The organism is Mesorhizobium sp. P5_C1 (genome assembly GCF_054049815.1).
The window spans coordinates 1-10,871 of the sequence record NZ_JBFULQ010000170.1 but is presented as its reverse complement, the minus strand read 5'-3'; the positions used below and the strand labels follow the sequence as shown (position 1 = coordinate 10,871).

The following is a 10,871-nucleotide window of genomic DNA, read 5'->3' as shown; positions in this document are numbered from 1 at the left end:
ACTAAAGGACGATGAAAGATCTGCTAACATATCAAATATCGTTTCTACATTGATTATCCCCTTTCTTGAAAATATAAATGACGCAGATAGTTTGATTTCATCTATAGAATCTGGAGTTCTTGATCGTGCATTTGTCATGCTAACTGCAAAGTCCTTTCTTGGAATTGAATAACGAAGAAATTACGGTGACAGTGCGAATTACGGTGACAGTGCACTTTTTGCATGTYCGCTCGACCATCGTTTGTGTGTAGATTGCCCCCATGGCTCGCCTTGCCCGCATCGTCATTCCCGGACTGCCGCATCACGTGACCCAGCGCGGTAACGGGCGCGCCAAGGTGTTTTCGAGGTACCATAGCGTTGCGCTTGGGCACCGCTATCCAACAAACCTGTGGCCAACCGCCCTTCCCCGTCTTCGCGAATATCCGCATCACGCCAGCAATTGTAGTAGTCTCAGCCTGAAAATCCTGGCTGAGAATCAGCCGGGGTGGCGGGCGGCTGGTCGTGGCGACACTCAACGCGCAGGTTCTTGATTTTTTCGACTGGTGGCTCGACGAGCTGCGAGGTGTCTGGTCGCGGGTCGCGCGCGGACAAAAGCAATCTTCGACAAGCGACTGGATCATCAGCCTGGCGGATGACGGCATCCGCGCCCGCGAGGCCAATGCGCCGGAGTTCCAATCGATCCCGTTGGCGCTCGCAGCGTCCTCGGACGAGATCTTGGCACTTCTCCAGGGCGGGCCCCGGCGCAGGCGGCCGAGCTTCGATATCCGGATCCAGCCCGGGTTGTTCCTGACCCGGCAACTGGCGGCGCGGCGGCTGCCGCTTCGCCAGGCGCGCGACATGGCCGAGCTCGACCTTCTGGCCTCGACGCCGATCGACCCGGCGCAAGTGCATGTCGTCTTCGCCAGTCAGGTCGGGCAGGACTGCTTCTACCATGTGGTCAAGGCGAAGACGCTTGCCGCGGTCCTTGACACGGTCCGCCGGGCCGGCGGGTCGATCCGCTGCCTGTCGCTGTCGCAACCGGAGGGCACGCTGCGGGCCGATCCGCTCAGCCTCGCCGCCATCTGGCCACCGACCGCGCGCGACCGGCGCGCCAGGACCGCCTGGGTGACGGCCTGTTCGATGCTGGCTGCGGCATCGCTGGTCACCTTCGGACATGCGCATTGGCGTACCTGGCAGGCCGGCGCGGAACTGGACACAGAGATCGCCGATGCACAGCTGCTGGCCAAGGCGGCCCGCACCGCGCTGCAGAAGCGCCAGACCGGCATCGAGCAAATTGAAAGGATCCGCACGGAAAAGAAGACGACCGCGTCGCTGGTGCGCGTCTGGGCCGAACTGACACACCTGCTTCCCGACTCGGCCTGGCTGACCGATCTTTCGGCCAAGGGCGACGACCTGACCATCACTGGCTTTTCCGCTTCCGCCGCCGAACTGATCAAGCCGATCGACGATTCGCCGCTGTTTTCGGCGCCCGAATTCGCCTCGCCGGTGGTCAGGGTTCCTGGCCAGGACGGCGAACACTTCACCATTTCGGCAAAGATCGGAGCGCTCTGACCATGCTCTCCGCGATCCTCAACACCAGCCCGCTGGTCCGCCGCCTGATTGCGCTCGCCCTTGCGGCGGTGACGGCCTGTGTCCTGGCCTGGGCGATGTTCGCGGGGCTCGACAGCGTCGCCTCGGCGCAAGCCCGGATCGAGGAAAAGCGCGAGCTTCTCGGCCAGTTGCAGAGCGTGGCGGCGCTGGCCAAGCGCCTCGACAGCGCCGCCAGCCCCGTGGCCGCGGCAAATCCCGAGTTTCTCACCGGCGAAAGCGAGGCGATCATTCGCGGCGGGCTGCAGACCCGGCTGAACGCGATTGCCACCGCCAACGGGGTCAACGTGCTGTCGGCCGGCAATGCGCCGGTGCTGAGCGAAGCGGGCGTCGATTTCATCGGGCTGCGGGCCAACCTTTCGGGACCGCTGGAGGGCATTCACAACGCCGTTCTCGCCATCGAAACATCGCTTCCGGTGCTGTTCATTCGCGAGGCCACTCTGCGCACGACCGACGTCGGGCCGGTCGCCGGGCGCACCGGCGACCCTGAGATCTTTGCCGAAATCCTGTTTTACGGCCCGCTGCAAACGCCGGTGGCGCCGGCGCCGGGCGGGGTCAAGCCATGACCCGGAAATTCGCCGGGCTGGCGATTGCGGCCATGATCGCGGGCCTCGTCCTGGTCAATGTCGTCCTCTACGACACGCCGGTCGACATCTCGCCGGTCGCTTCCGGCAAGGGGCATGACGGCGGCCTGGCCTCGGCGGCGGGAGCGCTGCAGTTTCCCGAGGCCGGCAATTTCAGCGAGACGTTCGAGCGGCCGCTGTTCACGCCGATGCGCCGGAAATTCGTCGCCCCACCGGCTGGGCCGCCGCCGGTTGCGGTCGTCGCGGCCGCCGTCGAACAGACGCCGCCACCGCCCGAGGCCGCGCCCGCCGCCGCGCCTGCGCTTCTGGGCATCAGCATTCACGGTGGGGGGGCGAAGGCCCTGATGCGCGTCGCCGGCAGCGAAACCGCGATCTGGTACGGCAGCGGCGAGACCGTCGACGGCTGGACGGTGTCGGCGATCGACAAGGATCAGGCCGTGCTGGAGCGCAATGGCAAGGTGGCGCGGGTCCCGCTCTATCCGCCATGGAGGAACGCCCCGCAACCACCCCCAAATGCCCCGCCAGCGGCCCCGGATGTCCCGCTGCCAGCGCCGAACGAACCGCAACTATGAGCGACCGCCACGAAAGCCCGAACGCAGGGGGCGAAAGCGCGAGCAGCGGCTTTTCGCTGGTCGCCGTGCTGGTGTTCATGCTGATCGTCTCGGCCATCGTCGTCCCCTTTGCCGTGACGGCAAAAACGCGGCTGATGATCGCCAACAACGAGGTCGAGCAGGAGCGCCTGTCGCTGCTTGCCGAAGGCCTGGGCAATGTGGTTGCGAGCGAATTGGTCGGCGGCTCGGGGGCGAAAACATTGCCGCTGGATTCCACACCCGCAGCGTGCCGGGAGGGAGGCTTCAGCTTCGATGTCCGCGTCCAGGATCATGACGGGCTGATCGATCTCAATACCGCGGACGACCAGTTGCTGGCACTTGGTTTCGCATCGCTCGGCTTCCAGCGGGAGATGGCGCAAGCCTTGGCCAAGGCCGCGATCCGGTTTCGTGACAATGTCACGCTGTTCGCTGGCCAGCCCAGAAGCCCTGTCGGGCCGCCGCAAGACAAGCGGGCGCCGTTCGAATCGGTGTCCGAACTGCAGGAGTTTTCGGCCCTTGCGTCGTTGCCCTTGCAGACCCTCCACGCTGTTTTCACGGTCAACTCGAAGCGCGGCACGATCAGCGCCGATCGCGCGCCGAACCGTCTTCGCGCTGCGCTTGCCGGTGCCAGCGGTGCATCGGTCACTGAAGCGCCGGCCGACGCATCGGCTTACACGGTCGACGTGGTCGTGAGGCGGGACGGATCCGGGATCACGGCCGAAGCCGGGTTCATCATCGAGAGGTCCCCGCTCAGCCCGACGGCATTCCAGCGCGTTGCCCGAAGCCCGGTCCCTGCAGCCTCCGCACTGCCGCCAGTCGTCGGCGCAGCCGGCTGCGAGGTGCTTTTCGGCGCCGAGGCAGCGCAGATCCTGCGCGGGTGGAGCTCATGAACGCGTCTTCGCCGCCCGTTGGCCAGACCCGGGGCCAGACCCAGGGGATCGAGGCGTTCCTTGCCTTTCTCGAGGGCGAGAAGGTGCTGACCGCGCACGCCGCCCAGCGCGCATTGGGGGCATCGCGAACATCTGGACACCCGTTCGATACGGTGATGACCGAACTCGGCCTGATCGGCGAGCAGGACCTTGCCAACAGCCTCAGCCGCTACCTGAACGCACCGACGCCGGTCGAGATTCCCGAACAGGTCAGCCCCGAAATGCTGGCAGGCGTGCCGCTGGCCTATCTGCGTGAAAATGCGATCCTGCCGTTGCAGATGGACGCCGAACGGCTGGTCGTCGCCGTGGCCGATCCGTTCTCGTCGGCAACCATCGACGCGCTCGCCTTTCACTATGAGCGGACGCTGGCACTGCGCATATTGCCCAGGCGCATGATTGCAGAAAGCATCGACCGCATCGAGCAATCGGCCATCGCGGCGGTTTCAAACGGCGGCAACGGTGGCGAAACCCTGGATTTCGGCCCCGACGACCTCGAACGGTTGAAGGACTTTGCCCGCGAGGCGCCGATCGTTCGCTTCGTCGCCGAGACCATCCACAAGGCGGTCGATGCGAGAGCCACCGACATCCACATCGAGCCGCTCGAGGATCACGTCCGCATCCGCTTCAGGCATGACGGCATGCTGTCCACCGTCGACACCGCATCGATCGCGATGCTGTCCGGCATCTCCACCCGCATCAAGATCCTGTCGCGGCTCAACATTGCCGAACGGCGTCTGCCGCAGGACGGACGCATGCGCATTGCCGTGCGCGGCCGCGACGTCGACCTGCGCGTCTCGGTCATTCCCTCCATCCACGGCGAAGCCATCGTGCTTCGAATTCTCGACCGCGCGGGCGTCGAATTGAAGTTGGAGAAGCTGGGGTTCGACGTCGCCGCGCAAGCGAAAATCCGCACCATGTCGCAAGCCGCCAACGGCATCGTGCTGATCACCGGGCCGACCGGCAGCGGCAAGACGACGACGCTCTATTCCATCCTCGCGGAACGTTCGCGGCCGGACGTCAAGATTTTCACGGTCGAGGACCCGGTCGAATACCGGATGGCCGGCATCACGCAGTTGCAGGTCAATCCGGCGATCGACCTCGACTTTGCCGCTGCCCTGCGTTCGATCCTGCGGCAGGACCCCGATATCATCCTGCTCGGTGAAATTCGCGATCGCGAGACGGCGCAAGTCGCGGTCCAGGCGGCTCTGACCGGCCATCTGGTGTTTTCGACACTCCACACCAACAGTGCCGCGGGCGCACTCACGCGCCTTCGCGATATGGGCATCGACGGCTATCTGCTCGGCGCGACGATCAGAGGCGTCATCGCACAGAGGCTGTTGCGACGTATCTGCCCGACCTGCCATGGCGCCGACCAAACCGGTCCGGCCTGCCGCACCTGCAACGGCTCCGGCTACAGCGGGCGCACGGTGACCTACGAAATGCTGCAGGTGTCGCCGCGCATCGCCGAACTTATCGACCAGGGTGCCGGCGAAATGGAGATCGGGAAAATCGCGGCCGAAGACGACCTCGTGCCGATGTCGGTCCACGCAACCGCACTTGCCCGATCGCAGGTCACCACGATGGACGAAGTCCGGCGCGTCATCGATCTCGCAGGAGGTGACTGATGCCGGCCTTTGCCTATCGCGCCTATCTCGTCGACGGCAGCACCGAGACCGGCGTCCTCGATGCATCGACCAAGCAGGATGCCGCCCGCAAACTGGCGCAGCAGGGCCGCCGCTCCTACCATCTTGCCCCGGTGAACGGCGAAAGGCAGCAGCTTCGCCTGCCGGGGCGCAGCGCGCTGACATTCACCCGCAGGGTCGATCTCAGCCGGCTGTTCTCCGAGCTTTCGGTGCTTCTGAACGCCGGCTTCACCGTCGACCGTGCCTTGAACGCGGTTATCTCGGGCGAGGCCAACCGCCAACGGCGGCAACAGCTGCAATCGGTGCTCGATCTCACGACAGGCGGCCGGCCGATCGCCGAAGCATTTGCCGGCCTGCCGGGGATCACCTCCGACGTTGCCGCCTTGCTCGCCAGCGGCGAGCGCAGCGGCAAGATGGCCTATATATGCCAGCGGCTGGCCGATACGTTCGAGGCAACGGCCAAGCGCCGTGCGGCGATCGTCGAGGCCCTGGCCTATCCGGCTTTCCTGCTATTGGTCATGAGCGGCGCACTGGTCATTCTGGCGACGGTGCTGGTGCCGGCGCTGGAACCGATCTTCGAAGGCTCATCCGCCCCCAAGCCGTTCACCATGACCGTGCTTTCGGCGCTCGGCACGGTGTTCAGGGACTATCCCTTCGTCTTCCCGCTGGCGGCGGTGCTGGGCCTGCTTTCCTATCTTTTCCTGTCCCGGTCCACAGGCGCCAGAAAACAGTTCTCGCATTGGCTGTTGAAGGTACCGTTGATCGGCGCGCTGGTCAGGGATGCCGTGGTCGCGCGCTACCTGGAAACGCTTGCGCTGCTGCTCGGCAATGGCGTGGCGATGACCGAGGCGCTTGGGCTGGCCGCCAACGTTTCCAGGCAGAGTTCACTGGCGGCAAGCTTTGCCTCGATCGAAGAAACCGTCGCCAATGGCGCCCGCCTGCATGGCGCGATCGTCAAGGCGGGAATTTTCGACAACGCGACGATGTCGCTGGTCTCGCTCGGCGAAGAGGCGAATGCGCTTCCGGTGGTGCTGGATCGCGCCGCGAAAATGCTTCAGCTGACGCTGTCGCGGCGGATCGACACGGTGCTGAAGCTGTTGACGCCTGCGCTGACGATTTCGCTCGGTTTTCTCGTCGGCAGCCTGGTCATTTCGGTGATGACCACGATCCTCAGCATCAACGATCTGGCGCTGCAATGACGGCCGCGCCGGAAGCCAGCGCATCGACGGACGCAACGGCTGGATTTACCCTGGTCGAAATGCTGGTCGTGCTGGCGATCATGGCCCTCGTCGCGTCGATCGCCGCGCCGGGGCTCGTCAGCAACTATCGCACCAAGAATCTGGAGACGATGGCCGGCGAAATCACCATGCGGCTGCGCCTGTCACGCACATCGGCAATCGCCACCGCCAGGCCGAAGCAGGTCGTTGTCGATCTCGGCACCCGCATCATCCGTTTTGGCGAACGAGACATCGTCGCCCTGCCGGACGATGTCAAAATGACCGTGGTCACCGGCCAGCAGACCGTCATCGGCGACCGACAGACGGTCCTCACCTTCCTTCCCGACGGCAGCGCTTCCGGCATGGATATCTCGCTGCAGCAAAAAGGGCGAACCGCGCGCATCGCGGTCAACTGGCTGACCGGGCTTCCAACCTGGCGCGCGCTGCCATGACCGGGTCTTCATCGCAGGCCTCCCCCGAAGACGGATTTTCGATCCTCGAGATGATCGTCGCCATGACCATCCTGGCATTTGTGCTTGGTATCGCCAGCCAGTCGATCGTACTGGCGAGCCGCAGCATCGCCGTGGCCAAGCGCCAGGCCGAAGCGGCCAGGACCGTGCGTGTGATGCTGGCCGACTACGAAGCCCAAATCCACACGGCTCAATCCGGCTGGACCCTGAAGACCCGCACGATAGACGTGTCGAAGGCAAGGGTAACCGCTGTTGTCATCGAGAGCAGCGGCGGTGCGTTTCCAGGCGGGCCGTTTCTGACCTTCGTGCCCGTGCGGGATCCGGCCATCCCATGAGCGGCCCGTTTTTCCGCGCTCTTTCCAAGGTCCGAGCCGGCAGGCTGCGCGAACGTCCAGGCACCCGTCGGCCTGGCCGCAAATCGCCGCCGGGACAATCGGCATCGGTCGAGGGGTTTGCGCTCATCGACGTGCTGGTCGGGCTGGCCCTGATCGGCGTGATCACGTCGCTGATGATGGTCTTCCTCGGCCAGGCCCGAACGATGATGCGCATCGAAAAGGCAACTGAATTCCAAATGGAGGTCGATGCCGCATCGCGGTTTCTGGAAACGGCCATCAGCCATGCAGAGCCGTTGCCCCTGTACAAGTCGTCGCCGGACATGGTGCTTTATCTCAACGGCAACGGTGCCCGGATCGAATTCAGCGCCGTTCAGGCAATCGGTTTCAAATCCTCCGCGCTGCGCGAAATTGCTGTTTCGCTTGGCCAGGCCGGAGGCGCGCTGGCCATTGTCCAGAAAACACGGCGCGGCAGCGAATCCGGCACATCGACACCGGGCGAACCGGTGCGGTTGATCGGCGGCGTGAGCGCCATGAAATTCGAGTATCTCGACGGTGCGGCGTCGGCCTCGTCGTGGTCGCCGAGCTGGACCGTACCACGGCGCCTGCCCGCCGCCGTGCGGTTCACCATCTCGGTTCTGCGGGATGGTGCGGCCTATTCAGCGAGAGGTTTTGCACGACTCGACCTGGCAAATGCCCAGGTGATGCCGCGCACGAAGTGACTCCCAGGCCCTATCAGTTGCTGACGTCCTGGTCTTCGCCGGTTCCGTCCGGCTTGCCGTCCTTGCCCAGGCTGCGGATGACCACGCCGCTCGCATCGGCCTTCACTTCGTAGGAATAAGGCCTCCCCCACGGATCCTTCAGGCCGGTTGTTCCCTTGAGATAGGGTCCGTTCCAGCGCGCTTCGCCGGCAGGCGCGGCGACCAGGGCCGAGAGCCCCTCCTCCGCGGTCGGGTATTTCGCGTTGTCGACATAGTAGAGCTCGAGCGCGCTTTCGATGTTGCGAATTTGCGCCTTGGCGGCGTTGGTCCTGGCCGAGCCGAGATAGCGCAGGACCTGCGGCGCGGCCAGTGTCGCGATCAACGCGATGATGGCGAGCACGACCAGGAGCTCGACCAGGGTGAAGCCGCCCTCGCGGTGGTCGCTTTCACCGACAGATTTTCTGGCGCCGACAGATTTTCTGGCGCCGACAGATTTTCTGGCGCCGACAGATTTTCTGGCGCGGCCGGATTTTTCGGAAAGTTGAGTGAAGCGCTGAGTGATCATCAGAGCAGTCCCATGTTCAAACCTGCAAATTGCTCCAGCGCCCAGCTGCAGCCGAGGCCGATGGCGATAAACGGACCGAAGGCAACACGAGCCCGCGCCGCTGCGGGCCCTGTCGCAAGCACGTGCCCGCCGACGAACAGCAGAGCGCTGGCGCTGGCGATGRACAACAGCACCGGCAACAGCAGCGGGCTGATCCAGCATGCGGCGGCGGCCAGCATCTTGACGTCGCCGAGGCCGAGACCGATCTTGCCGGTCATCAGGAAATGACCGCGCCGTATCAGCCAGGCAACGGCAAAAGTCATGGCTGCAAACAGGAGCCGCAGCGGCAGGCCGTCCGCCTCCGCCGCCATCTGATAGCCAAGGCCGAGGGCGGCCAGAGCCAGGTTGAGCCCGTCCGGGATGATCTGCCTGCGGAAATCGGCGATCGAAATCGCGGCCAGAACCGCCGCCAGGGCGACCGTGGCAGCCAGCACGAGAGATGGGTGCGTGGCCATCGTCAATACGCCAGCCTCTTCAGATCCTGTTGCAGCTTGGTGCCGCCGCGCCGCTTCTGGATCGGCGTCTGCAGGCTGATCTTGCCGCGGAATTCGTCCGTCACTTCGCGGGCTTCGTTGATGTCGCGGACAACATGCGGCCGGATGAAGATGATCAGTTCGGTGCGTCCGATACTGTCCGTCTTCTGCTTGAATGCGTTGCCGATAATCGGGATATCGCCGAGGATCGGCACCTGCGTGCGGTCGACATTGTTGCGCGACTGGATGAGGCCGCCCAGCGCCAGGCTCTCGCCGTCATTGACCAGAACGCGGGTCTGGATCTTGCGCTGCTGGATGGTCGGTGAATCGATGCCGGAGCTCGTCGTCTTCGTCACATTGCTGACCTCCTGCTCGATGTCGAGCATGACCCTGCCGGCATTGTTGATGCGAGGCGTCACCGTCAGGATGACGCCGGTGTCCTTCATCTCGACCGAGACGACCGGCGCGCTGCCGAACGACTGGTCCACCACCTGTCTTGTGGCGATCGGTACCTGGTCGCCGACCTGCAAGATCGCTTTCTGGTTGTTCAGGGCCATGATGGTTGGCGCCGAGATGACATTGACGTCGGTGATGCTGGAGAGCGCGTTCAGCGTCACCTGGATGTTGTCGGTTGCGTAGCTCCAGTTGAAGCCCGGCAGTGCCGCCGCGGCGGCTCCCTTCGCCACGTCGGACAGCGAGATCTTCATGCCGCCATTCTCGAAGAACCAGCGCAGGCCGTATTTCAGCTCGTCGTTGAGCGTGACTTCGGCGATGACGGCTTCCAGCATGACTTGCGTCGGCAGAACGTCGACTTTGGCCAGGATCTGCTCGATGCGTTCGTAATCRCGCGCCGTGGTCTGGATCAGCAGCGCATTGTTTTCGATATCGGCGACGACCGTGGCGTGGGCGGGCGGCTGTCCGTCCTGCGGGGGCAGCGAAGGCGACGGCCCGGTCAACGGCACCGGCGTGACGCCATCCGATTGCATGGCGATCGGGGTCTGGTCGGGCGACACGTTCGAGCCGCCCGAGTCTCCTTCGGTCTTGACGGTGGTGCCAAGAACGGAGCTCAGCACAGCGGCCAGTTCCTTGGCTGGACGGTTCTGGATCTGGTAGACGAAAAGCTGGCTTTCATTGGTCTCGGCCAGCCTGTCGAGCTTGTTGATCCAGCTCGCCGCACGGGCGAGATAGGCCGGGCGCGAGGTGATCACCAGCACCGAATTCAGCCTGTCGTTGGGGATGAACTGGATGAGCTTGGCGCCCGGCCCATCCTTGGTGCCGAAGATCGAATCGAGTTCGGCGGCAACCGCTTCCGGTTTGGAGGTCTTCAGCGGATGCAACGCGACCGACATGCCGCGCATCCAGTCGACGTCGAACACYGAAACCGCTTCGCGAATGGCATTGAGGTCGCTGTCATTGCCGGCGACGGTGATCAGGTTGCGGGTGGAATCGACCCGCAGCACCGAGCCCTGGCGGGTGATCGGTTCCAGAATGGTCTTCATCTCATCGGCCGCGATGAATTGCAGCTGCAGCACCTGCACCTTGACGCCGGGGCCGGACGGTGACGTCGACGGCACGCTGACCGGCGGCGTGCTGGACATGATTTCGGAAAGCGGCACAACCTGGTAGGTGCCGGCGCGGTTGGTGATGCCGGCGCCATTCACCGCAAGCGCCGATTGCAGGATGTCGACCAGCGCATCCTTCGACACCGGCTGCGATGTCTGCAGCGTCACCGTGCCTTGCA

At 64.3% G+C, this 10,871-nt stretch carries 12 protein-coding genes; 9 read left to right on the top strand and 3 right to left on the bottom strand.

What is annotated here, in order from left to right:
• Window positions 1-501 precede the first annotated feature (501 nt).
• From ACXJ7R_RS15500 to ACXJ7R_RS15460, 9 genes are all read left to right on the top strand, one after another.
• Complete coding sequence (locus ACXJ7R_RS15500; RefSeq protein ID WP_457152598.1) at window positions 502-1,551, top strand: PilN domain-containing protein; 1,050 nt, start codon at window positions 502-504, stop codon at window positions 1,549-1,551.
• Window positions 1,552-1,553: 2 nt separating this feature from the next.
• The gene (gspM, locus tag ACXJ7R_RS15495) at window positions 1,554-2,153 is read left to right on the top strand and encodes a type II secretion system protein GspM (RefSeq protein ID WP_457152597.1); all 600 of its coding nucleotides are present in this window, start codon (window positions 1,554-1,556) and stop codon (window positions 2,151-2,153) included.
• Window positions 2,150-2,743 carry a hypothetical protein gene (locus tag ACXJ7R_RS15490; RefSeq protein ID WP_457152596.1) on the top strand — a complete coding sequence of 198 codons (594 nt, stop codon included), beginning with the start codon at window positions 2,150-2,152 and terminating at the stop codon, window positions 2,741-2,743. Before gspM ends, ACXJ7R_RS15490 begins: the two co-directional genes overlap by 4 nt.
• The gene (locus ACXJ7R_RS15485) at window positions 2,740-3,651 is read left to right on the top strand and encodes a hypothetical protein (protein ID WP_457152595.1); all 912 of its coding nucleotides are present in this window, start codon (window positions 2,740-2,742) and stop codon (window positions 3,649-3,651) included. Before ACXJ7R_RS15490 ends, ACXJ7R_RS15485 begins: the two co-directional genes overlap by 4 nt.
• The gene (locus tag ACXJ7R_RS15480) at window positions 3,648-5,315 is read left to right on the top strand and encodes a GspE/PulE family protein (RefSeq protein ID WP_457152594.1); all 1,668 of its coding nucleotides are present in this window, start codon (window positions 3,648-3,650) and stop codon (window positions 5,313-5,315) included. The genes ACXJ7R_RS15485 and ACXJ7R_RS15480 overlap by 4 nt, the downstream gene beginning before the upstream one ends.
• Window positions 5,315-6,532: a type II secretion system F family protein gene (locus ACXJ7R_RS15475; RefSeq protein WP_457152593.1), complete on the top strand. Its 1,218-nt coding sequence runs from the start codon at window positions 5,315-5,317 to the stop codon at window positions 6,530-6,532. Before ACXJ7R_RS15480 ends, ACXJ7R_RS15475 begins: the two co-directional genes overlap by 1 nt.
• Window positions 6,529-7,002 carry a GspH/FimT family pseudopilin gene (locus ACXJ7R_RS15470; protein ID WP_457152592.1) on the top strand — a complete coding sequence of 158 codons (474 nt, stop codon included), beginning with the start codon at window positions 6,529-6,531 and terminating at the stop codon, window positions 7,000-7,002. The genes ACXJ7R_RS15475 and ACXJ7R_RS15470 overlap by 4 nt, the downstream gene beginning before the upstream one ends.
• A complete protein-coding gene (locus ACXJ7R_RS15465) occupies window positions 6,999-7,355 on the top strand; it encodes a PulJ/GspJ family protein (RefSeq protein WP_457152591.1) in 357 nt (118 codons plus the stop codon). The genes ACXJ7R_RS15470 and ACXJ7R_RS15465 overlap by 4 nt, the downstream gene beginning before the upstream one ends.
• A gap of 131 nt (window positions 7,356-7,486) precedes the next feature.
• Window positions 7,487-8,074 (top strand): hypothetical protein, encoded by a 588-nt coding sequence (locus ACXJ7R_RS15460; protein ID WP_457152590.1) that lies wholly within the window; start codon window positions 7,487-7,489, stop codon window positions 8,072-8,074.
• 13 nt (window positions 8,075-8,087) lie between these two features.
• Here ACXJ7R_RS15460 and gspG read toward each other — a convergent pair whose 3' ends face one another.
• From gspG to gspD, 3 genes are all read right to left on the bottom strand, one after another.
• Window positions 8,088-8,618, bottom strand: a complete 531-nt coding sequence (gene gspG / locus ACXJ7R_RS15455) for a type II secretion system major pseudopilin GspG (protein ID WP_457152589.1) — start codon at window positions 8,616-8,618, stop codon at window positions 8,088-8,090.
• Window positions 8,618-9,112, bottom strand: coding sequence for a prepilin peptidase (locus tag ACXJ7R_RS15450; RefSeq protein ID WP_457152588.1), 495 nt, complete (start codon window positions 9,110-9,112; stop codon window positions 8,618-8,620). The genes gspG and ACXJ7R_RS15450 overlap by 1 nt, the downstream gene beginning before the upstream one ends.
• Window positions 9,113-9,114: 2 nt before the next feature.
• Window positions 9,115-10,871 (bottom strand): type II secretion system secretin GspD (gspD, locus tag ACXJ7R_RS15445; RefSeq protein ID WP_457152587.1); only part of this gene is annotated, 1,757 nt, incomplete at its 5' end.

Excerpts from the sequence above, each read along its gene's own strand:
- ACXJ7R_RS15470 (WP_457152592.1), top strand. The coding sequence starts at position 6,529 with ATGACGGCCGCGCCGGAAGCCAGCGCATCGACGGACGCAACGGCTGGA.
- ACXJ7R_RS15490 (WP_457152596.1), top strand. The coding sequence starts at position 2,150 with ATGACCCGGAAATTCGCCGGGCTGGCGATTGCGGCCATGATCGCGGGC.
- ACXJ7R_RS15480 (WP_457152594.1), top strand. The coding sequence starts at position 3,648 with ATGAACGCGTCTTCGCCGCCCGTTGGCCAGACCCGGGGCCAGACCCAG.
- ACXJ7R_RS15485 (WP_457152595.1), top strand. The coding sequence starts at position 2,740 with ATGAGCGACCGCCACGAAAGCCCGAACGCAGGGGGCGAAAGCGCGAGC.
- ACXJ7R_RS15465 (WP_457152591.1), top strand. The coding sequence starts at position 6,999 with ATGACCGGGTCTTCATCGCAGGCCTCCCCCGAAGACGGATTTTCGATC.
- gspG (WP_457152589.1), bottom strand. The coding sequence starts at position 8,618 with ATGATCACTCAGCGCTTCACTCAACTTTCCGAAAAATCCGGCCGCGCC.
- gspM (WP_457152597.1), top strand. The coding sequence starts at position 1,554 with ATGCTCTCCGCGATCCTCAACACCAGCCCGCTGGTCCGCCGCCTGATT.
- ACXJ7R_RS15475 (WP_457152593.1), top strand. The coding sequence starts at position 5,315 with ATGCCGGCCTTTGCCTATCGCGCCTATCTCGTCGACGGCAGCACCGAG.